The sequence below is a fragment of the Enterococcus sp. LX10 genome, from assembly GCF_023539285.1.
Taxonomy (GTDB): domain Bacteria; phylum Bacillota; class Bacilli; order Lactobacillales; family Enterococcaceae; genus Enterococcus; species Enterococcus faecalis.
The window spans coordinates 652,544-673,909 of the sequence record NZ_CP092784.1; the positions used below are offsets into that span (position 1 = coordinate 652,544).

General features: G+C 36.8%; 25 protein-coding genes and 1 other annotated feature. Of the genes, 20 read left to right on the top strand and 5 right to left on the bottom strand.

Annotated features, from left to right (window positions below):
* Positions 1 to 63: 63 nt before the first annotated feature.
* On the bottom strand, positions 64 to 414 hold the full coding sequence (locus MKZ30_RS03110; protein WP_002355784.1) for a DUF3899 domain-containing protein: 351 nt from the start codon (positions 412 to 414) through the stop codon (positions 64 to 66).
* Between the two features lie 90 nt (positions 415 to 504).
* Here MKZ30_RS03110 and opp1B point away from each other — a divergent pair, with 90 nt between their 5' ends.
* The 8 genes from opp1B to rplT all read left to right on the top strand — a co-directional run bounded on the left by opp1B (position 505) and on the right by rplT (position 7,287).
* Positions 505 to 1,446: an oligopeptide ABC transporter permease Opp1B gene (opp1B, locus tag MKZ30_RS03115; RefSeq protein ID WP_002381304.1), complete on the top strand. Its 942-nt coding sequence runs from the start codon at positions 505 to 507 to the stop codon at positions 1,444 to 1,446.
* The gene (opp1C, locus tag MKZ30_RS03120) at positions 1,446 to 2,498 is read left to right on the top strand and encodes an oligopeptide ABC transporter permease Opp1C (protein WP_002355787.1); all 1,053 of its coding nucleotides are present in this window, start codon (positions 1,446 to 1,448) and stop codon (positions 2,496 to 2,498) included. The genes opp1B and opp1C overlap by 1 nt, the downstream gene beginning before the upstream one ends.
* Before the next feature lie 9 nt (positions 2,499 to 2,507).
* Positions 2,508 to 3,566: an oligopeptide ABC transporter ATP-binding protein Opp1D gene (gene opp1D, locus MKZ30_RS03125; RefSeq protein WP_002355794.1), complete on the top strand. Its 1,059-nt coding sequence runs from the start codon at positions 2,508 to 2,510 to the stop codon at positions 3,564 to 3,566.
* Positions 3,566 to 4,522 (top strand): oligopeptide ABC transporter ATP-binding protein Opp1F, encoded by a 957-nt coding sequence (opp1F, locus tag MKZ30_RS03130; protein ID WP_002355795.1) that lies wholly within the window; start codon positions 3,566 to 3,568, stop codon positions 4,520 to 4,522. The genes opp1D and opp1F overlap by 1 nt, the downstream gene beginning before the upstream one ends.
* A 40-nt stretch (positions 4,523 to 4,562) precedes the next feature.
* Positions 4,563 to 5,633, top strand: a complete 1,071-nt coding sequence (locus MKZ30_RS03135; protein ID WP_002413564.1) for an RNA-guided endonuclease TnpB family protein — start codon at positions 4,563 to 4,565, stop codon at positions 5,631 to 5,633.
* Positions 5,634 to 5,845: 212 nt separating this feature from the next.
* Positions 5,846 to 5,977, top strand: a sequence feature (ribosomal protein L20 leader region).
* A gap of 54 nt (positions 5,978 to 6,031) precedes the next feature.
* Positions 6,032 to 6,553 (top strand): translation initiation factor IF-3, encoded by a 522-nt coding sequence (gene infC / locus MKZ30_RS03140; protein ID WP_002355797.1) that lies wholly within the window; start codon positions 6,032 to 6,034, stop codon positions 6,551 to 6,553.
* 113 nt (positions 6,554 to 6,666) lie between these two features.
* Positions 6,667 to 6,867, top strand: a complete 201-nt coding sequence (gene rpmI / locus MKZ30_RS03145; RefSeq protein ID WP_002355798.1) for a 50S ribosomal protein L35 — start codon at positions 6,667 to 6,669, stop codon at positions 6,865 to 6,867.
* Positions 6,868 to 6,927: 60 nt separating this feature from the next.
* A complete protein-coding gene (gene rplT, locus MKZ30_RS03150) occupies positions 6,928 to 7,287 on the top strand; it encodes a 50S ribosomal protein L20 (protein WP_002355799.1) in 360 nt (119 codons plus the stop codon).
* A 45-nt stretch (positions 7,288 to 7,332) separates the two neighbouring features.
* Here rplT and MKZ30_RS03155 read toward each other — a convergent pair whose 3' ends face one another.
* Positions 7,333 to 7,713, bottom strand: a complete 381-nt coding sequence (locus MKZ30_RS03155; RefSeq protein WP_002419367.1) for an MmcQ/YjbR family DNA-binding protein — start codon at positions 7,711 to 7,713, stop codon at positions 7,333 to 7,335.
* Positions 7,714 to 7,780: 67 nt separating this feature from the next.
* Here MKZ30_RS03155 and MKZ30_RS03160 point away from each other — a divergent pair, with 67 nt between their 5' ends.
* The 3 genes from MKZ30_RS03160 to MKZ30_RS03170 all read left to right on the top strand — a co-directional run bounded on the left by MKZ30_RS03160 (position 7,781) and on the right by MKZ30_RS03170 (position 9,235).
* Positions 7,781 to 8,140 (top strand): DUF1304 domain-containing protein, encoded by a 360-nt coding sequence (locus MKZ30_RS03160; protein WP_002370721.1) that lies wholly within the window; start codon positions 7,781 to 7,783, stop codon positions 8,138 to 8,140.
* 67 nt (positions 8,141 to 8,207) lie between these two features.
* Positions 8,208 to 8,702, top strand: a complete 495-nt coding sequence (locus MKZ30_RS03165; RefSeq protein ID WP_002383352.1) for a GNAT family N-acetyltransferase — start codon at positions 8,208 to 8,210, stop codon at positions 8,700 to 8,702.
* A 17-nt stretch (positions 8,703 to 8,719) separates the two neighbouring features.
* A complete protein-coding gene (locus MKZ30_RS03170) occupies positions 8,720 to 9,235 on the top strand; it encodes a GrpB family protein (protein ID WP_002361365.1) in 516 nt (171 codons plus the stop codon).
* Between the two features lie 15 nt (positions 9,236 to 9,250).
* Here MKZ30_RS03170 and MKZ30_RS03175 read toward each other — a convergent pair whose 3' ends face one another.
* Both MKZ30_RS03175 and MKZ30_RS03180 read right to left on the bottom strand, forming a co-directional pair.
* Positions 9,251 to 10,426, bottom strand: coding sequence for a SulP family inorganic anion transporter (locus tag MKZ30_RS03175; RefSeq protein ID WP_002403716.1), 1,176 nt, complete (start codon positions 10,424 to 10,426; stop codon positions 9,251 to 9,253).
* A gap of 93 nt (positions 10,427 to 10,519) precedes the next feature.
* Entirely contained in the window at positions 10,520 to 11,548 is a 1,029-nt protein-coding gene (locus MKZ30_RS03180; RefSeq protein WP_002355805.1) for a YeiH family protein, read from the bottom strand.
* A gap of 112 nt (positions 11,549 to 11,660) precedes the next feature.
* Between MKZ30_RS03180 and MKZ30_RS03185 the strand changes: the two genes are divergently transcribed.
* The 9 genes from MKZ30_RS03185 (at position 11,661) to MKZ30_RS03225 (ending at position 20,690) form a co-directional block, all read left to right on the top strand.
* Positions 11,661 to 12,491 (top strand): LysR substrate-binding domain-containing protein, encoded by an 831-nt coding sequence (locus MKZ30_RS03185; RefSeq protein WP_016614030.1) that lies wholly within the window; start codon positions 11,661 to 11,663, stop codon positions 12,489 to 12,491.
* A 64-nt stretch (positions 12,492 to 12,555) separates the two neighbouring features.
* Entirely contained in the window at positions 12,556 to 13,428 is an 873-nt protein-coding gene (locus tag MKZ30_RS03190; protein ID WP_002355807.1) for a VOC family protein, read from the top strand.
* A gap of 274 nt (positions 13,429 to 13,702) precedes the next feature.
* Positions 13,703 to 13,927 carry a hypothetical protein gene (locus MKZ30_RS03195; RefSeq protein ID WP_002355808.1) on the top strand — a complete coding sequence of 75 codons (225 nt, stop codon included), beginning with the start codon at positions 13,703 to 13,705 and terminating at the stop codon, positions 13,925 to 13,927.
* A gap of 88 nt (positions 13,928 to 14,015) precedes the next feature.
* Positions 14,016 to 14,690 (top strand): two-component system response regulator SapR, encoded by a 675-nt coding sequence (sapR, locus tag MKZ30_RS03200; protein ID WP_002355809.1) that lies wholly within the window; start codon positions 14,016 to 14,018, stop codon positions 14,688 to 14,690.
* A 13-nt stretch (positions 14,691 to 14,703) separates the two neighbouring features.
* Positions 14,704 to 15,729 (top strand): two-component system sensor histidine kinase SapS, encoded by a 1,026-nt coding sequence (gene sapS / locus MKZ30_RS03205; protein WP_002358842.1) that lies wholly within the window; start codon positions 14,704 to 14,706, stop codon positions 15,727 to 15,729.
* A 147-nt stretch (positions 15,730 to 15,876) separates the two neighbouring features.
* Entirely contained in the window at positions 15,877 to 16,740 is an 864-nt protein-coding gene (locus MKZ30_RS03210; RefSeq protein ID WP_002355811.1) for a GRP family sugar transporter, read from the top strand.
* Positions 16,741 to 16,780: 40 nt separating this feature from the next.
* On the top strand, positions 16,781 to 18,172 hold the full coding sequence (locus tag MKZ30_RS03215) for an amino acid permease (protein WP_002383357.1): 1,392 nt from the start codon (positions 16,781 to 16,783) through the stop codon (positions 18,170 to 18,172).
* A 187-nt stretch (positions 18,173 to 18,359) separates the two neighbouring features.
* A complete protein-coding gene (metG, locus tag MKZ30_RS03220; protein WP_002355813.1) occupies positions 18,360 to 20,369 on the top strand; it encodes a methionine--tRNA ligase in 2,010 nt (669 codons plus the stop codon).
* A gap of 99 nt (positions 20,370 to 20,468) precedes the next feature.
* Positions 20,469 to 20,690 (top strand): hypothetical protein, encoded by a 222-nt coding sequence (locus MKZ30_RS03225; protein WP_249958781.1) that lies wholly within the window; start codon positions 20,469 to 20,471, stop codon positions 20,688 to 20,690.
* Positions 20,691 to 20,748: 58 nt separating this feature from the next.
* On the opposite strand, the gene MKZ30_RS03230 is transcribed toward MKZ30_RS03225, so the two are convergent.
* Entirely contained in the window at positions 20,749 to 21,354 is a 606-nt protein-coding gene (locus tag MKZ30_RS03230) for a hypothetical protein (protein WP_033600842.1), read from the bottom strand.
* Positions 21,355 to 21,366 lie beyond the last annotated feature (12 nt).

The following is a 21,366-nucleotide window of genomic DNA, read 5'->3' on the forward strand; positions in this document are numbered from 1 at the left end:
ATAGCAAACAAAAAAGGACCTTTGCCATGGAATAAAAGGCAACGGTCCTCTTGCTATCTTGTCTTAGACCAAGTAAAATAGTAGAAAGCCTAAAGACAGAATCAGTAAGATGCCCCCAGTTTTTAGCCAGAAAGAGCGATGTGCATCGCCAATGACTGAAAGCGGGATAAACTCTTTCGGTTCATTTTTCTTTTTAAAACGAAACGCGTTTTTCATTGAGCGCTGAAAGTTATCGAAAAAGCCAGAGGACATAATCCATAAAGCAATGCCGATAATTAAAAAGAAAAGCGAAACGATAAAGAAGGTATCTGATAATGAGGAGGTAGTGATAGGTTCTTTACTTATTAATAAGTAAAGAAAAATGCCGATACTGGAAATAACGGCTGTAATAATTGGCCATTTAAAAGTTTTCATGTGTTCACCCTATCTATTATTGTGGTCTATCTAGTCATTACTTTAACGAAAATAACTGAGGAAGTCAAAAAAATCTCGGAGGTGTCATTATTGAATAGTTTTGGAAAATATTTTCTTAAACGGATCTTTTTCATGATTATCACTTTGTGGTTAATCGCAACGATTACGTTTTTCTTAATGCAATTATTACCAGGTACGCCTTATACCAACCAAGAAAAACTTAGTCCAGAAACAATCGCTATGTTGAATAAACAATCTGGCTTAGATAAACCAGTGATTGTTCAATACGGAATTTACTTAAAGAACCTGGTAACGGGAGACTTTGGTATTTCATTCCAATTTAAAAACCAACCTGTTGCTAAGTTATTAGCTGGTCGAATTGGGCCATCCCTTCAACTGGGAGGACAAGCGATTATCTTTGGTACGTTAGTCGGTATTTTATTGGGGATTATCGCAGCGATGCGTCAAAATACTTGGGTAGATACGTTGGCAACATTGTTAGCCATTTTAGGTCGTTCTATTCCAAACTTTGTTTTCGCGGTATTATTACAATACATTTTTGCAATGAAATTAAGAATCTTACCAATTGCTATGTGGAATGGTTTTGCCTACACAATTTTACCAACTATTGCCTTGGCAATGAGTCCAATGGCCGATTCGGCTAGGTTTATTCGAACCGAGATGGTAGAGGTCTTGCATAGTGATTATGTCGAATTAGCCAAAGCAAAAGGCTTGAGTCGCTGGCAAGTTGCATTCCGCCACGGGTTAAGAAACAGTTTAATTCCATTGATTACCTTATTAGGACCTTTAGCCGTTGGTTTAATGACAGGTTCTTTAGTAGTAGAAAATATTTTTGCCATCCCTGGAATTGGGGAACAGTTTGTAAAATCAATTATGACAAACGACTATCCAACAATTATGGCAGTAACTATTTTGTATTCAACAATGTTAGTTGTTGTAATTCTGATTGTTGACTTACTTTATGGTTTAATTGATCCAAGAATTCGCGTATCAGGAGGTGCAAAAGGCTAATGGAAACAGTCAATAAAAATAATCTACCACAAGCGATTAAAGATATTCCGGCAGATGAGTTTCAGCCTCTAAACACTTCAACTCTAAAAGAAAGAGAGCGTATTGCCACACCGTCTTTAAGTTTCTTACAAGACTCATGGCGTCGTTTGAAAAAGAATAAAGCTGCAGTTATCTCAATGAGTTTCTTAGCAGTTATTATCTTTATCTCTATTATTACCATTTGGGTTTCACCACATAACCCAACGAAACAAAATGTTTCTTACATTAACTTACCACCACGAATTCCTGGCTTGGAAAGCGTGAATGGTTTAAATGGTAAAACAACAGTTGCTGGTCAATTAGTTGATAAATATGCACAAGCAAACGTTCCAGATAACGTAAACTTTTATCTAGGAACAGATGGTTTAGGTCGTGATGTCCTAAGTCGTTTATTTATGGGAACACGTATTTCCTTATTAATTGCGTTTATCGCGGCAATTCTAGATATTACGATTGGGGTAACGTATGGACTGATTTCCGGGTTAGTCGGCGGTCGTGTCGATACAGTAATGCAACGTATTTTGGAAGTTCTTTCTGGTATTCCTAACTTAGTTGTTATGATCTTGATGCTAACAGTCTTTGATCCAGGGATTGTTTCGATTGTTTTAGCCATGGTTATTACAAACTGGATATCAATGGCCAGGATTGTGCGAGCCCAGACCATGAAACTAAAAGACCAAGAGTTTGTCATGGCAGCAGAAACATTGGGCGAATCTCGTTGGAAAATTGCTATTAAACATATTTTACCGAATATCTCAAGTGTCATTATTGTCCAAATGATGTTCAGTATCCCATCGGCAATTTTCTTTGAAGCGTTCCTAAGTTTTATTGGGTTAGGCTTACGTCCACCAACCGCATCTTTAGGAACCTTGTTAAACGAAGGATACAAAACTTTCCGTTTCCTTCCATATTTAATGTGGATTCCAGCGGCAACACTTTCAGTTATCATGATTTGTTTCAACTTGTTAGCTGATGGTTTACGTGACGCATTTGATCCTAAGATGAAAGAGTAAGAGTGGTGAATGACTATGGAAAAAGTATTAGAAGTTAAAGACTTAAGAATCTCCTTTGATACATTTGCAGGTAAAGTCAACGCCATTCGTGGTGTGAGTTTTGATCTTTATAAAGGTGAAACGTTAGCCATCGTAGGTGAATCAGGGAGTGGTAAATCTGTTACAACTCGCAGTATTATGCGTTTGTTGAGCAGTAATGCCAATATTGATAACGGGGAAATTTTGTTTAAAGGGCAAGATATTGTTCATAAAACAGAAAAACAAATGCAAGCCATTCGTGGTAAAGAAATCGCAATGATTTTCCAAGATCCGATGACTTCATTAGACCCAACGATGCCAATTGGCAAACAAGTGGCGGAATCATTAATCAAACATAATAAAGTCTCAAAAAAAGAAGGCTTAGCGCAAGCATTAGAATTACTAAAATTAGTCGGCATTCCTAATGCTGAAAAACGTTTGAAAAACTATCCGCACCAATTTTCTGGTGGGCAACGTCAACGGATTGTCATTGCAATTGCTTTAATTTGTTATCCAGAAGTTCTAATTGCAGATGAACCAACTACAGCGTTGGATGTAACCATCCAAGCACAAATTTTAGAGTTATTAAAAGACTTACAAGAAAAAATTAGCACTTCGATTATTTTCATTACCCATGATTTAGGGGTAGTAGCAAACGTGGCTGATCGTGTCGCTGTCATGTACGGTGGACGTCTGGTTGAAGTGGGAACAGCAGAAGAAATTTTCTATAATCCACAACATCCATATACTTGGGGACTTTTAGGGTCAATGCCAACGATGGAAGGAACAGAAGACAAACTTTATGCGATTCCAGGTTCACCTCCAGATTTATTAGATCCACCAACTGGAGATGCTTTCTATCCACGGAATGAGTTTGCTTTAAAAATTGATACAGAAAAAGAACCACCTTATTTTGAAGTATCACCGACACACAAAGCAGCAACGTGGTTATTAGCACCACAAGCACCAAAAGTTACGCCTCCAGCAGAGATTGTTCGTCGTTGGGCAATTTATGCAGAGCGTCAAAAAAATCCAGGAGGTAGTAATTAATGGCAGAAGAGAAAAAAGTCCTATTAGAAGTCACTGGTTTGAAACAGTATTTCAATGTTGGTCGTAAAGACGAAGTAAAAGCCATTGATGACATTAGTTTTCATATTTATGAAGGCGAAACCTTTGGATTAGTTGGCGAATCAGGAAGTGGAAAATCAACAACTGGTCGCAGTGTCATTCGTTTATATGATCCAACTGCTGGTGAAATTCTTTTCGATGGAAAAGACATTAGCAAAATTAAATCAAAAGCGGACATGCAAGCATTCCGCCGCGATGTTCAAATGATCTTCCAAGATCCATATGCTTCATTGAATCCAAGAATGAAAGTCAATGATATTATTGCTGAAGGAATCGATGTCAATGGATTAGCTAAAACACCAAAAGAGCGGGAAGAAAAAGTCAATGAACTTTTAAAAACGGTGGGCTTAAATCCAAGTCACAGTACGCGTTATCCTCATGAGTTTTCTGGTGGGCAACGTCAACGGATCGGGATTGCCCGTGCTTTAGCGGTTAATCCACGTTTCATTATCTGTGATGAGCCAATTTCGGCTTTGGATGTGTCGATTCAAGCCCAAGTAGTAAACTTATTACAAGATTTACAAAAAGAACAAGGCTTAACTTACTTGTTTATCGCACATGACTTATCGATGGTAAAACATATCAGTGACCGAATTGGCGTAATGCACAGTGGGAAATTATTGGAAATGGGCACAAGTGATGATGTCTATAATTTCGGCGTTCATCCTTATACAGAAAGTTTACTTTCTGCGATTCCATTACCAGATCCAGACTATGAACGCACACGTAAACGGATCGTTTACCAGCCTGCAGCGGCAGATGGGAAAGATCGTGAGCTCCGTGAAATTCTCAATGGACACTATGTTTATTGTGCTGAAGACGAAGTTGCAATGTACCGTGAAAAAATTGAAGAGAAGAAAAGAAAAGCTGGTTTATAACCAGCTTCTTTTCTAACTATCTTGGTAGGGTGGTTATGAGATGAAGGCTCTGAAAGCTTATAAATACAGACTTTATCCAACCTCAAAACAAGAAGAGTTTATTCAAAAAACATTTTCTTGTGTTCGCTTGGTGTATAATTTAATGTTACAAGACCGGATTGATATCTACAAAGAGATGCGAAAAAATCCTCAACAAACGTTTAAAATGCCAACGCCAGCTAAATATAAGAAACAATACCCTGTCCTCAGAGAAGTTGATAGTTTAGCCTTGGCAAATGCACAAGTTTATTTGGATCGAGCCTTTAAAAATTTTTATCGGGAAAAAGGGATGGGCTTTCCAAAAAAGAAAAAGAAAGAAACGGTGCATTCCTACACTACGAATAATCAACATGGCACGGTCAAAATTTTGGATAATCGTTATTTGAAAGTACCTAAATTGAAATCTTTAATTAAAATGAAGGTACACCGCCAACCACTGGGGGAGATAAAATCTGTAACTATTTCTATGAGTGCGAGTCACAATTATTATGTTTCCATTTTGTGTGAAGCGCCGGTTGAAACGAAAACAAAGCAACAAAAAATGGTGGGAATTTGTAGCAGTAGGGAAAAATTTGCGCTGCTTTCGAATGGTGAAAGCTTCGAAAAAAGCTATTGTTCAAAGCATTTAAAGCAAAAACTACGTCAAGAAGAACGAAAATTAAACAAGCGTAAAATGATTGCTTTAGAAAAAGGTGTCGATCTTTCGCAAGCAAAAAATTATCAAAAACAAAAAATAAAAGTCGCAAAAATTCGCGAAAAAATAGCCAACCAACGAACGGATATTTTAAACAAAATTACAACGGAATTGGTTTCAAGTTACGATGTTATTTGTATTGAAAAAGCCCATCACAGTAATGAGCGGCCGCCAAAACATGATCGTTCGGAATTGGCTTGGTCTTTATTTTTAGCTAAACTGTTGTATAAAGCACAATGGTATGGCAAAGAACTCATTTGTATTGAGTCAGAGGAGATCGAAACAGAGTTGTCTTTTTCTGAAAGTACAGAAAATTCAGAGTATCTTAGAAGCCAAAAAATCTTAGAACGTGGCTTGTCTAAACGAGAAACCTTATAAATAGAAGAACTGTAGGGACTACAGGGATCGCCTAGGGGATAGAAAATGCACACCATGTGTTGAACCATTTGTTTCTAGGAAGTCATATTGGGACAGTCCACTAATTATTAATAATCAAAATACGAGTTCAAACGAATCTAATGCTAGATTCGTTTTTTTTGAGGAAATATATTGACAACTAGGATAAACTAAGGTAAACTAGTGAAGTTGAGAAATGAAAGCAGAAGCACCCGCTTCTCGCCTTAGTTGAGTATATCGCTGGGCTAGATAAAGTATTCCTTATTTTTTTAAGTAAGGCAGACTGTTGGCGGGTTCTGGATAGGAACCTGTTTTTTTATTGCATTTAGCAAACAAAGCAGACTTCCGTTAGGATTTTCTCTTAAAAATTTTGGAGGTGAATGACCATAGCAAAGGATATGATGGTTAACGACGGCATTCGTGCACGCGAGTTACGTTTGATCGGACAAGATGGTGAACAATTAGGTGTAAAAACCAAAGCAGAAGCATTACAAATCGCTGAATCTGCAAACTTGGATTTAGTACTTGTAGCGCCAGGAGCGAAACCACCAGTTGCGCGAATTATGGATTATGGAAAATTCCGTTTCGAACAACAAAAGAAAGAGCGTGAAGCTCGCAAGAAACAAAAAGTGATCAACGTCAAAGAAGTTCGTTTAAGTCCAACAATTGACGTAAATGACTTCAATACAAAACTTCGTAATGCGCGTAAGTTCTTAGAAAAAGGAGACAAAGTGAAAGCTTCTATCCGTTTCAAAGGCCGTGCCATTACCCATAAAGAGATTGGTCAGAAAGTTCTTGATCGCTTAGCTGAAGAAACTGCGGACATCGCCACAGTGGAACAAAAAGCGAAAATGGACGGACGCAGCATGTTTCTAACGCTGGCACCGAAAAACGACAAGTAAACGAAGAGACCGAGCATTCGGACTTTTGGTAATTTCTACAAGAAGGATATTCGACAGTTGTGACTGTTAGAGTCTTTCACTTGAAGCAAAGATTTTGAGGAGGAAAATTAGTCATGCCAAAACAAAAAACACACCGCGGATTAGCAAAACGTGTAAAACGTACTGGTGGAGGCGGCTTAAAACGTGGCCGTGCCTTTACATCTCACCGTTTCCACGGTAAAACTAAAAAACAACGCCGTCAATTGCGTAAAGCAAGCATGGTTGCAAAAGGCGATTACAAACGTATCCGCCAACAATTAGCAAGAATGAAATAAAACAACTCGGTGACTTTTAGATTACCGTCAAGAGAAACAAGATATTAGGAGGAATTCAACATGGCACGTGTTAAAGGTGGAACAGTAACCCGTAAACGTCGTAAAAAAGTCCTTAAGTTAGCGAAAGGCTACTACGGATCAAAACATACTTTATTTAAATCAGCAAAAGAACAAGTAATGAACTCTTATTACTATGCATTCAGAGACCGTCGTCAAAAGAAACGTGACTTCCGTAAATTATGGATTGCACGTATCAACGCGGCAGCTCGTATGAATGGCTTAAGCTATTCTAAATTAATGCACGGTTTGAAATTGGCAGAGATTGATATCAACCGCAAAATGTTAGCTGACTTAGCCGTTAACGATGCAGCAGCATTTACAGCGTTAGCTGAACAAGCAAAAGACGCTTTAAGCAAATAAGCTTAAATAATCTTTCACACCCTACTCCTTGAGTAGGGTGTTTTTTTAATAACTCCGTTGGTAACTTTCATCTATAAATGAAAAAACTTGTGAGAGCGGAATTTCTTCAGAAAGACTTAACCAATGTTCTTTGTTCATATGATAGGCAGGAAAATAGCCAGGTTGGTTCTTTAATAAGGTAATCAATTCAGGCGCAAGTTTAACGGTTAAAATAGTGAGCTGCTTATTCTCGGTAGCGCCGAGCAGTTGTGCATCCAGTGGCATAATTAAAGCAAACCATTTCGCATTTCTAGGATGACGAAAGACGAGATAGTCTGGGTGTTTTTTAAAAGGAAAATCGGGCGTTATCTGATAACGTTCTTGGATATAGGCGCTAATAGTTTCTTGAAAAGTCATAGGTTTCTTCCTTTCGTTAAGGCTAGGCATATCTATTTACATCATAGCAAAAATTACATAAAATTACTTCGTTCAAAGGAATGGGAGGAGGGAGCAGATGACATTAATTTCAACAATTTTAGTAACCTTGGTGGCGGTAGAATTTTTCTACATTATGTATTTAGAAACGATTGTACCAACATCTGAGACAACAAGCCGTGTTTTTAAAATGGATAAGCAAGAGTTACAAAGAAAATCAGTCACTACATTGTTTAAAAATCAAGGAATCTATAATGGACTAATCGGTGCAGGACTTATTTATAGTGTCTATTTTGCGCAAGCAACGATGGAGATGACAAAATTTTTATTGATTTATATTATTTTAGTGGCGGCGTACGGTAGCTTAACTAGTGATAAAAAAATTATTTTAACACAAGGCGGTTTAGCCATCGTGGCTTTGCTTAGTTTACTCGTTTAGCCATCAGAGTTAATAGAGAGAGACAGTCAAATCGACAGAAAAAACACGGTTGATTTGACTATTTTTTATGGAATTGAGAGAGACAAAATGTGGTATACTTTGTTTATTAGATAGGGAGGAATTAAAAATGCTGAACCAAAAAGAAGTAAAAAAAAACGATTATCCTCAATTAATTTCTCTATGGCGTTCTTCAGTAGAAGCTACCCATTTGTTTTTGAGTCAGGCAGATATTGATAAAATCGAAGTAGTTTTACCTGATTATTTTCAACAAGTTCAATTAAGTATGTGGTTAAATGAAGAACAGAAATGTGTGGGCTTTAGTGGAACAAATCAACAAACGTTGGAAATGTTATTTATTGACCCAGTCTATTTTCGTAAAGGCTATGGTGGAGAAATTATCAAAAAGTTAATAGAGCAAGAATCAATTGTCTTTGTTGATGCCAATAAACAAAATGAAGGGGCTGTGAAGTTCTATCAATCTCAAGGGTTTCAAGTAATTGGTGAATCAAAGGAAGATCCTCAAGGAAATCCGTTTCCTATTTTACATATGAAACGGATATAGAAAAGAGGGAAGAAATCATGCGGGTAATCGTTACTGAATACCAACCAGCCTGGGTGGAACAGTTTGAAGAAGAAGCCCAAGCGTTGAAACAGATTCTAAAGGAAAATTGTCTTAAAGTTGAACATATCGGTAGCACATCTGTGCCTAATTTAGCAGCCAAACCAATTATTGATTTTTTGGTCATTGTTGAAGAAATTGAAAAAGTAGACCTGTTACAAGGGGAATTTGAAAGAATCGGTTATGAATATATGGGGGAATTTGGGCTATCAGGACGTCGTTATTTACGAAAAGGCCCGATAAAAAGAACACATCATGTGCATATTTATCAGTTTGACAATACGCAAGAAATTTTGCGCCATCTTGCTTTTCGAAATTATTTACGAGAAAATCCGGCAATTGCTACAACCTATGGTACATTAAAAAAGCAATTGGCCCAAGCACACCCCGATAGCATTGATAAATATATGGATGGCAAAGATGCGTTCATTAAGAAAATAGAAAAAGAAGCGTTGAAGAAATATTGGGAAAAATAAAAAAAGTTGCTAAAGCTAGCAACTTTTTTTTGGTTCTTTTTTGAAAAAATGATAAAGAAGACCACTTAAAAGAACACCTAGAATAATTCCAATCGCTAAATTATGCGTATAGACGATCACACCCACTGTCACGAGTAAAATAACAATTTCAGTAATTTCAAAAGTTCGGAAAAGCTGTAAACTTTCCCAATCAAAGGTGTCGACTGCCACTGTCATCATGATCCCAATCAATGCAGCTGTAGGAATGGCTACCATCACGGATTTAAAAACAAAAATGAATAGAAGGAGGGTAATACCTGAAATCAAAGTAGAAAGCCGTTTTCGTCCCCCTGATTTAACATTAATGACCGCTTGCCCGATCATCGCACAGCCAGCTTGGCCACCAAAAAAGCCGGTAATTATATTAGCGAATCCTTGCGCCTTAACTTCTCGTTGGCTATCACTTTGGCTCGTTGTCATTTTGTCCACAATGGGGATCGTCAATAAAGATTCAATTAACCCGACCATTGCTAAGGCAACAGAACTAGGTAAAATAATCCACAACGTTTCTAAGTTGACGGGTACATTAGGCCAACGGATCGCTGGATGAAACTGACTCATTTCACCAAGATCACCTACCGTTTGCAAATGACCTTTTAAAAAATAGGACAGGATAGTCATGAATAAAATAACAATTAAAGCAGGAGGCACGATTGTAATAAACTTAGGTAATAGATAAATAAGTAAGATACTACAGATAATCATGCCGTAGGACCACAGTGTTTGATGAGGCAATTGTTGTACTTGCGCCATGAAAATTAAAATGGCTAACGCATTGACGAATCCGTACATCACTGTCTTGGGAATAAAGCGCATTAATTTATGGATACCTAAATAACCTAAAATAAATTGTAGAAAGCCTGTTAAAATAGTCGCAGCAAGCATGTATGACAAACCGTGTGCTTGAATTAAGCCTGCAAGGACTAAGGCCATTGAACCAGCAGACGCCGAGACCATTGCCGGACGGCCGCCCGTAAAAGTAATCACAAGTAAAGTAACTGCTGAAGCAAACACTGCAGAAAGCGGGTGAACACCAGCAATAATCGCAAACCCGATTACTTCTGGTAAAATGGCGACAGAAGAAACGAGACCGGCAAATAGATCATTTCGTTCATTGCCTAACCATTCGTTTTTTTTAAAACTAAATAACATCGAAAAACTCCTTTAAGTTAATAAAACCTTATTCATAATAGCATGAATAAGCTGAAATAAAAAAGTTTGACGTGTTAACGTCAAACTTTTTTATTAGAACTGTAGCAGTGCCAACAACAAAATGGCTAGGACGACTTGAACAGTTCCAACTGATAAACCATAGATTAAGAAACGTTTGCCTTCTTGGAAAAACTTTTTAAAATCGAGTCGTAACCCGATTGCTGCCAAGGCAGTAATTTCAAACCAAGAACTAAAGAAATGAGCAGTCTCACTGATCACGACGGGGAAATGAATCAAACTATTAAAGACACAGGCAATGAAAAAGCCAACTACATACCAAGGTAGGGCGCTACTTTTTTTGGTGACTTCTACCAACTCAGCCTCTGATTCTGCCGTCTTACTTTGCTTGAAACGTCCAAATAAATAGACAACTGCTACGAGTAGGACAATTCGCATAATTTTAAAGAGCATCGCAAGTTGAACTGCGTTCTCATTGACCATATTGGCACTGGCGACAACCTGACCAACTGATTGTAAAGTCCCTCCGATTAGTGCGCTACGAGCCAACAAATTGGTACCATAGAGAATCCCACTTAAAATGGGTAAGGTCAACATTAAAACGGTACCTAATAAGTTTACTAAAGTAATGATTTGGCCTTTTTCTTCCTCATCTGCTTGAATTGCTGGAGCAATCGAAGCAATGGCAGAAGACCCACAAACGGCATTACCACCAGCCATCAATAAAGACATATTATCAGAAAAAGCCAGTTTTTTACCGATCAAATAGGCAAAAATAATGGTCAGCGACATTTGAATGAGAATAAATGCGACACCTTGTAAGCCAATTTGGGCAATCGTTTGAAAGGTCACGGTGGTTCCCAATAAAACAACAGAAAATTCTAGTAATTTACTTTCGGCTACTTTGGTTCCGCGATTTAAATTGGCACCGCGAACAAAGGTATTTCCCAAAAAGATTCCTAGTAAAATAGCTATCGTTGCGGCGCCTAAGCTAGGTAACCAGATGGCAAGAAACTTGCTAAGGCAGGCGACAAGGAAAGCTGTTAGCAAGCCGGGAAGAATTTGGAATAAAGATTGGATATAATCATTTTCTGAATTTTTCATTGAAAAAATCTCTCTTTCTTGTTCATTACTTCCAGTATAACGAAATTTTTTACATTTGAGAAATAAATAGTTAAAATAATATTTATAATAGAAAGTTATCGAAAGGATACTTATGTTTAAATTATTAAAGACTTTTCAAATTGTGTATGAGCAAATGAACTTTTCCAAAGCAGCTACCTGCCTATATATATCACAACCAGCCGTTTCTAATCAAATCAAACAATTAGAAGAAGAATTAGGCTGTTCATTGTTTTTAAGAAAAGGTCGACAAGATGTAGTCCCTACTAGGCAAGCGGAAGTCTTGTATAATCGTTTGCTAAATTTAGCTGATGATTGGCAAGAAACATTAACAGCTCTTCATCAGGCGAGATTACCTAAAGAAACTTGCCGAATTGCTGCGTCTAATACTTTTGCAGTTTATTATTTGCCGCAACTGATGCAGCATTTACAGACACAGTATGCAACGATCAATTTTGTTTTAGAAATGAACAATTCAGAAGAAGTAGTGGAAAAAGTTGAAAAACATCAAGTTGATTTTGGCTTTATCGAAAAACCATTAATTACGAAAGGAGCAACTCGTGAAGAAATTATTCAGGATCAATTGGTTTTAGCTGGGAACCCTGACAATCAGAATTGGTTGGTACGTGAAAAGGATTCTGGGGTTTTTCATTATACCCAACAGTATTTAGAAGAAAGTAATCAAAGCCCAACACTCATGACGGTTAAAAATAATGAAATGATCGTTAAAATGTTGGAATTGGGCATGGGGCAATCGTTGCTTTCAAGAAAGGCGATTACTGAAAAAATTCCTTTCCAAACGTTAGGTGAAAAGTATTGGCGTTCCTTTTATTTTTTGACACGGGGACATTTAAAATCCTCCTTGCTTCAAGAAGTAAAACAAGCAATTTATCGATTCTATCAGACGGAAATGAATAAATACTAAAACGTTCTCTTTGTTTATTTATCAATCTTTGACTACACTAAAGAAAACGAAGGAGGGAACCACAATGCCTAAATTTTCACCATGTTTATGGTTTGACACACAAGCGGAAGAAGCTGCTAACTTCTATACAACAATCTTTGAAAAAGGTGCGATTCTAAGTAAAACGAACTACGTTAATGAGGAGCATCAACCTCAAGGAACATCATTAATGACCATTGAATTTACCTTGGCGAACCAAACAATCATTGGTTTAAATGGCGGACCAGAATTTTCCTTTACACCAGCTAGTTCATTTTTTGTTGAATGTAAAACGTTATCACAAACAGAAACGTTGTGGAAAAATTTAACAGCAGACGGACAGATTTTGATGCCTTTTGGGGAATATCCTTTTAGTCCTTTATATGGTTGGGTAGTGGACAAATTTGGTGTCTCTTGGCAAGTGTCTTTTTCAGGAAAAGAACAAACAATTGTACCAACCTTTATGTTTGCTAATGAAAAATATGGCGAAGCAGCCAAAGCTCTATCAGAATGGTTGGCGATTTTCGGTCCAGGCGAAATAATTGAAAAAGTTGAATATGAAGATGGGAACATTGCGCAAGCACTTTTCACATTACAGGAGCAACCGTTTCGAGTAATGGATGCACGAGATAAACATGATTTTGATTTTACCATGGCCTTCTCCATTTATATTGATTGTGAAAATCAGGAGGAAATAGATCGGCTATGGCAACAAGTGACTGCTAAAGGGAAAGAATGGCCGTGTGGCTGGATGGAAGATCAATTTGGAGTCAGTTGGCAAACAGGCAATCCTGAACTGAAACGTTATTTATCTGACTCAAATCCAGCTAGAGCAAATGAAGTGACCAAAAAATTGTACCAAATGAAAAAAATAGATTTAAACCAGTTAAAAGAAGTGTATGACAAATATAATCATTAGAAAAACTGAGGTTGTCTGATCCACTACACTTTGGTACGTTGGTATCAATTCCAATACATGGAACATACTAGAGTTGAAGGACTTGTCTTTTAAGGATCAAGACCTTCAACTCTTAAAAAAAGCTCGATTCTTGCGAGTTCCAAAGAGGCTGCTTCTATTTTGTTGTTTATCTTAAGGGTTAGGACTCTGCCGATTTTTTTATAAGATTATGCTATAATTAAGAGTAGTAAATTATTGAAGGAAAAATGAAAAGTCCAAAATAGGAAGTGGTAAAATGATTGAGTTAATTGTGTTGTTAACAGTTTTTACTTATGGAACGAACTTTGTTTTATATCTTATTTTGAAAAATAAAAAGTCCATGCCAATTGTCGAAAAAGCTTCTATTGTATTAGGAATTAATATGTCTGTGTTATTATTAGATGGTATTTTTGCTTTTGTTGGTAAATTCATCATGTTATCAGAATGGGAATTATTAGCGCCTATTTTTGAAATAGTGTAAAAATCATCATAAAGTCCTATATCCAAAAAGAATGAAGTTTGTTAGGATAAGAAAGATGAAAATTTAGAAATAAAAGAGGTGGGATTGCATGGCTAAAATCATGATTGTCGAAGATGAAACAACCATTCGAGAGTTAATTAGCGAGGAATTACAAAAATGGCAATTTGAAACGATTGGAACAACCGATTTTAATGATGTATTGGATGATTTTCAAGAGGAGAATCCTCAATTAGTCTTGATGGATATTAATTTACCTGTGTACGACGGGTACTATTGGTGTCAAAAAATTCGTGAAGTTTCTAAAGTACCAATTATTTTTATTTCGAGTCGTAGTACCAATATGGATATGATTATGGCGATGAACATGGGCGCGGATGATTTTGTTACAAAACCGTTCCAGATAGATGTTTTAATTGCTAAAATCAATGCTTTGTTGCGCCGCTCTTATAACTATTCCGATACAGATAGTGAAGTGCTTTCACATAATGGCATTACTTTAAATGTGGACAATGGACGAATGGAAATCAAAGGCGAAATGATCGATTTAAGTAAAAATGAATACCGATTACTGTATCTTTTAATGAAAAAGCACGGAAAAATTTTAACACGTGAAAAACTATTGCGCGCTTTATGGGACGATGAACGTTTTGTGGATGACAATACGTTGACGGTAAATATCAATCGTTTACGAAAAAAAATTGAGCAAGCAGGGATTGCTGGCTATATTGAAACCAAAGTGGGCGTCGGTTATATGGTGCCCTAGATAGGAGTAGACAATGACCATTCTAAAGTATTTAAAAGATCGCTGGTTATTACTAATTGGTTGGTTATTTTTTCTGTTCTTAACTTGTTTTATTTTATGGTTGGCTCCTAATGTCCGCTTAGATTGGACAGTGGTTGGCTATATCTTTTTACTGCAAAGTGTGTTTTTATCGCTATTTTTAACAATTGATTATTATTTAAAACGTAAGTGGTGGCTTTCGTTGGCAACGGAAAAAGAGCCGCCTTCTTTACAAGAATATTTGAATACAGCAGAAAAAGAAGAAGAGCTACTTGTCCAAACGTATATTAACGGTTTATTGCAAGAGCACCAACAAACCATGCAGCAAGCAATTAACAACCAACAGGACCAAAAAGATTACATTGACTCTTGGGTTCATGAAATCAAAGTCCCCCTAGCGGCTATCACTTTACTGGTACAATCTGTCGAAGATGATATTCCAGAGAAAAAATATTATCTATTGGAAAATGAGTTAGGGAAAATTGATGAATATGTCGAGCAAGTCCTATATTATGCTAGACTGGACAGCTTTTCTCGAGATTATTTACTCCAAGAATATTCTTTAAAAGAAATTGTGCAATCTGTTGTTCGTACGCAGGCAAATTATTTTATCCAAAAAAGATTGCAATTCTCAATTGAAGGAGAAGATGAAGCGGTTTTAACCGACCGAAAATGGGTCATTTTTATTTTCCGCCAATTATTAAGTAATGCAGTCAAGTATACGCCAGAAGGCGGCACAATTACGGTTCTAATTTCCAAAAATAAACAAGGTATTTATTTATCTTTAAAAGATTCTGGGATTGGCATTCCGATGCAAGATCAACGACGCATTTTTGATAAAGGATTTACTGGAGAAAACGGGCGGAAAAGTGAACAGCATTCGACTGGTCTTGGCCTGTATTTGGCCCATAGCTTAGCGAAAAAGTTAGGTCATGATTTAACAGTCGAATCGACAGAAGGGCAAGGTACGACGATGACATTGTTTTTCCCTTCCCTCAGTTATTATAATGAAGTGAAATAAAAAGTAGGTCTATCAGCAAATTAAAGAGGTGATAGGCCTTTTTTTATTTATTAAAACTTTCTTGCTAACTTCTCTTACTCTTCTTAGTTGTTTAGAAAACGTTTTTATTGTTAGAATGAAATGAAATAAATTTGTTAGGAGAATATTATGAGTTTACTTATCGCTTTAGTGCCCATGATTGCGTGGGGCAGTATTGGTTTAGTCAGCGGTAAAATTGGTGGAAGCGCCAATCAACAAACGTTAGGTATGACAATCGGCGCATTACTATTTTCAATTGTTGTCTTTTTTGTTATCCAGCCTACGTTGACGACAGCCACATTAATTGTTGGATTTATATCTGGTTTATTCTGGAGTTTGGGACAGAATCAACAATTTCATAGCATGAAATATATGGGCGTTTCAGTTGGCTTACCAATTTCAACTGGGATGCAGTTAGTTGTTAATACCGTTGCAGGGGCTGTTTTTTTCCATGAATGGACAAAAACAAAAGACTTTGTTGTAGGCTTTATCGCTTTAGCCTTTTTAGTTTTTGGGGTGTATTTAACAGCTCGACAAGATGATGACAGTCAACCGAAAACCTCAAACAGTATGTTAGATTTTAATAAAGGGATTCGGGCCTTGATTTTCTCAACAGTTGGGTATGGTGTCTATACCATCATTATTAATGCCACTGGTTTGGATCCGTGGGGAATTATTTTGCCACAAAGTATTGGTATGTTAGTGGGGGCTAGTTTCTTTGCCTTCAAAAAAGTCAAAGTTGATCGTTTTGTTTGGATGAATATGACGACGGGTCTGCTTTGGGGCTTAGGAAATATTTGTATGTTATTAACCATGCGTGAAATTGGCTTAGCTATTAGCTTCTCTTTATCACAAATGGGGATTATTATTTCGACTCTTGGGGGCATCTTCCTTTTAGGCGAAAGAAAATCAAAAAAAGAAATGTTTTATGTTATTTTTGGTTGCATTTTTGTTATTCTAGGTGGTATTCTTTTAGGGTATATGAAAGCGTAAATAGTTTATTTACGCTTATTTTTTTTACGGGGGTAAACACATGTCTATTTTCAGAAAAAAAGAAATCACTGTGCCTGTCAATGACAGTGGTGGGATGAAAAAAAATCTTAAGACGATGGACTTAATTTTTCTAGGAATTGGGGCTGTAGTAGGAACAGGGATTTTTGTTGTGACAGGTGTCGCAGCGGAACGCTATGCAGGTCCAGGGCTCGTCTTATCATTTCTGGTAGCAGCAGCCGCGATTATTTTATCTGGTTTATGCTATGCAGAATTTGCATCACGTATTCCGGTCATTGGTGGGCCGTATGCCTACATGTATGTGGTCTTTGGAGAAATTGTGGCTTGGATGACTGGTTGGATGATTATTTGTGAATTTTTCTTGGCGGTTTCATCCGTTGCTTCAGGTTGGTCAGGCTATGTCCATGGCTTTTTGGATAGCTTAGGTTTTTCTTTGCCGCAAGCGTTAAGTGGCGCTTATAATCCAACAAATGGTACATATATTGATTTGATTGCCATGTTGGTCGTTGTAGCCGTAACTTTTTGGGTATCTTTAGAAGCGAAAACAGCGTTACGTTTAAATAACTTAATGGTTTTCGTGAAGTTTGGGATTATTTTATTATTTGTTCTCGTTGGGATCTTTTATGTGAAACCAACGAACTGGCAACCATTTATTCCTTATGGTTTTTCAGGCGTTTTCAGTGGTGCTGCCTTAGTTTTCTTTGCCTTTCTAGGGTTTGATGCGGTTAGCATGGCCGCGGAGGAAGTGAAGAATCCGAAAAAAGATATTCCAAAAGGGATTATTGGTTCCATTATTATTTCAACATTGTTATATATTGTTGTTACGTTAGTTTTAACTGGGATTGTTCCATTTACGGATTTAGGGGTCAAGGATCCGGTGGCTTTTGCGATGCGCTTCATTAATCATGGCGCAATTGCGACAATCATTTCAGTTGGTGCTATTTTAACCTTATTAACAGTGACGATTGCGATGATGTACAGTTTAGCCCGTGTGATTTATGCGATTAGTAAAGATGGATTATTGCCGAAGTTTATGAGCAAAATCGATGAGAAGCGGCACACACCTAAGAATGCAACCTATGTAGCTGGATTTTTAGCAATGGTTTTTGCTGGTGTTGTTCCAATGGAGATGTTGGCTGAACTTACAAATATCGTGACACTCTTTTATCTGATGTTTCTCGCTTTAGGAATTATCAAATTACGAACAATGAAAGGAGAACCGCAAGCAGGTGAATTTAAAGTACCACTTGTGCCGGTTCTACCATTAATTTCAATCGTGGTTTGCGCGGCTTTGATGTTCCAATTGTCTTTAGCTACTTGGCAAGTATTTGGCATAGCCGTAGTGATTGGTTTGGCTATTTATTTCTTTTATGGACGACACCATAGTATCGTTCGTTTCGAGACAAAAGAATAAAAGTGAACGAAAAAAGAGAGGAATACTTGTCAAATAGACAGGTGTTTCTCTCTTTTCTTTCTGGCATTTTCTTCATTTTCAAGAGAAAACCGACAAGAAATATAGTTTAATAATGTCTAATTATGGTATACTGTTTAGGAGTAAATCCTGAGGGTTTAGGAAAATGACTAAAGGAGGTTTTTTCTGTATGTCACAGAAAGAAACATTTTATATTACCACCCCAATTTATTACCCAAGTGGGAAGTTACATATTGGGAATTCATATACAACAATCGCCTGCGATGCAATGGCCCGTTACAAGCGTTTAATGGGTTTTGATGTATTTTATTTAACAGGTGTGGATGAACATGGCCAAAAAATTGAAAAAAAAGCTGCTGAGTTGAATGTGACACCAAAAGAGTACGTTGATAAAATGGCAGCAGATGTTCAAAAATTATGGAAAACATTAGATATCAGCTATGATAAATTTATTCGGACAACGGATGATTATCACATGGCAGCTGTGCAACAAATTTTTGATCGTTTAGTAGAACAAGGAGATATCTACCTTGGAGAATATGAAGGTTGGTATTCAGTTTCTGATGAAGAATTTTTCACTGAAACACAATTAGCTGAAGTATATCGTGACGATGAAGGCAATGTCATTGGTGGGAAAGCACCAAGTGGTCACGAAGTCGAATTAGTTAAAGAAGAATCCTATTTCTTCCGCATGAGTAAATATGCGGATCGCTTGGTACAATATTACGAAGAACATCCAGAATTTATTCAACCAGAATCTCGTAAAAATGAGATGCTAAATAACTTCATCAAACCAGGATTGGAAGATTTAGCCGTTTCAAGAACGACTTTCTCTTGGGGAATTCCATTAAAAAATGATCCAAAACATGTGGTTTACGTATGGATTGATGCGTTATCAAACTATATTACAGCACTAGGTTATGGCTCAGAAGATGATTCATTATTCCAAAAATATTGGCCTGCGAACGTGCAAATGGTTGGGAAAGAAATCGTGCGTTTCCATACGATTTATTGGCCAATTATGTTAATGGCCTTGGATTTACCATTACCGAAAAAAGTCTTTGGACATGGTTGGTTATTGATGAAAGACGGAAAAATGTCTAAATCTAAAGGAAATGTTGTTTACCCTGAAATGTTAGTAGAACGCTACGGTCTAGATGCGTTACGTTATTATTTATTACGAGCAATTCCATTTGGTAGTGATGGCGTCTTTACACCAGAAGATTTCGTTTCTCGCTTAAATTATGATTTAGCTAATGACTTAGGAAACTTGTTGAATCGAACAATTGCGATGATTAATAAATATTGTGATGGCAAAGTACCAGCCTATGCTTCAAAAGTTACCCCATTTGATAGCGAACTATCGACAACTGCGGCGAATGTTATTGGAAAATATCATGAAGCAATGGAAAAAATGGAATTTAACACGGCCATTGCAGAAATCTGGACGCTAGTTTCTCGTGCCAATAAATATATTGATGAAACAGCGCCTTGGGTATTGGCTAAAGAAGAAGAAAAACGCAACGAATTAGAAAGTGTCATGATCCATTTAGCGGAAAGCTTACGAATTGTGGCAATCTTATTGCAACCAGTCATGACAGAAACACCAGGGAAAATTTTCGAACAATTAGGCTTAGATCCAGAAACAATGAACATGGAAAATATTCATTTTGGTGAGTTCCCAACAGACGTAACAGTAACAAGTAAAGGAACACCTATTTTCCCACGTTTAGAAATTGAAACAGAAGTAACGTATATTCAAAAGAAAATGTCTCAAAGCGAAAGTGCTACAGAAGAGGATATTAAATGGAATCCAGAAGAAACAACGTTAGTTTCAACGAAAGAAAAACAAATTAAGTACGATGATTTCGATAAAGTGGAATTAAAAGTTGCCGAAGTTATTGACTGCAAAAAAGTCAAAGGAGCAGATAAATTATTGCAATTCCGTTTAGATGCTGGAGATGAAAACCATCGTCAAATTCTTTCAGGTATTGCTGAATTTTATCCAGATCCAGCTGCGCTAATTGGCAAAAAAGTAGTTATTGTGGCTAACTTAAAACCAAGAAAAATGCGTGGTCAAATTAGCCAAGGAATGATTCTTTCAGCTGAATCACCAGAAGGGAAACTTCAAATTGTTGAAGCACCAAAAGAAATGCCAAATGGTGCAGGAATCGCATAAAAGCATAAGTAGTAAAGATAAAAGGTGAATTGTAACCTTTTATCTTTACTACTTTTTTTGTATACTAGAAGAAAAGTGATTTGATGTGGGGGAAGTTTGATGGCTTATCATACTTATGAATTTTTAAAAAGACGTAAAAATGATCCAAAATGGAGAAAGGCCTATACATCTGCTAGGAATAAACGTATTATTGGTGCTTTAGTTACGATAAATATAATTATTGGGGGCTTTGTTTTGTGGAAAAAAATAGAAAGTGGCGATATAGAAGTAAATAATATTATCGACGTCCTAAAATCAAAAATCAACGAATTTTTAAATTAAAAGAATCGAAGAAAAGCCTAGGAAAAATCATTTGCGATTTTTCCTAGGCTTTTCTATTTTAGAGTTTCACTTTTTTAGGTATTCGTTTTTTACCAAAACGGCCTTTCGTTAGGCGACTTGGTAAAATGATCAGTAAGAGTGAAAAAGGGAGACTAATAATTTGCCACGTGAGTAAACGACCTAAGCTATTATTTTTATAGAGCCACTCTAATATAAAATGCAGTCCTAAAATACTTAACAAAGCCAAGCCTGTCAGGAAATAAGGCGTTGATACCCAGTCGGTCGTTTTCAAGAGACTAAAACCTAAAGGAATTAGATAAAAGTAAGCACTTGTTAAAGTAATACGCCAACTTTTCATAACGGTGCCTAAATTAATTATAAAAAAAAGTAAAGATAGGACTAAAGCAAAAGGTGGAAACAAAGCCACTAACGCCGAATAGATGGTTCCCCAGACGAGCATTAAGGGACCTTTAACAATAGCGGCAATAAGTGTAAACAAGCCAATTAGGAGTAACTGCTGTGTCAGTGAGCCAAAAGTTAGTAAGCCAAATAAAATAAGCAGTAGCCAGTGCCAAATGGTTTGGTTTTGTTGTTTTCGCTCAATAGTTACATTTTTTTGGATAGAGGTTTTTAAAAAATTTTCTAAATCAGGTGATTGTTTCACCTTATCACGCTC